This window comes from Paraburkholderia sp. SIMBA_027 (assembly GCF_046535315.1).
GTDB lineage: Bacteria > Pseudomonadota > Gammaproteobacteria > Burkholderiales > Burkholderiaceae > Paraburkholderia > Paraburkholderia tropica.
The window spans coordinates 1-270 of the sequence record NZ_JAWRWY010000629.1 but is presented as its reverse complement, the minus strand read 5'-3'; the positions used below and the strand labels follow the sequence as shown (position 1 = coordinate 270).

Genomic DNA, 270 nt, shown 5'->3' with positions numbered 1-270 from the left:
ATCACGCATCAGACCGTGCGCGCCGGCGATCGCGTGCTGATCCTGGGAGCCAGCGGCGGCGTGGGCACCGCCAGCGTGATCCTCGCCAAGCTGCTTGGCGCCGAGGTCATCGCCTGCGCCGGCACCAACGCCAAAGCCGAGGCCCTGAAGGCGCTTGGCGCCGATCACGTCATCAACTACCGCGAGACGGACTTCTCCAAGTGGGCCATCGCGCAGTACGGCAAGCCGCAGCGCCGCACCAACGAAGGCGGCGTGGACGTGGTGGTGAAC

1 protein-coding gene is annotated in these 270 nt (G+C 68.5%); it reads left to right on the top strand.

The genetic code is table 11. The features are described from left to right. Positions 1 to 270 (top strand): zinc-binding dehydrogenase (locus SB764_RS40520; RefSeq protein ID WP_410866830.1); only part of this gene is annotated, 270 nt, incomplete at both ends.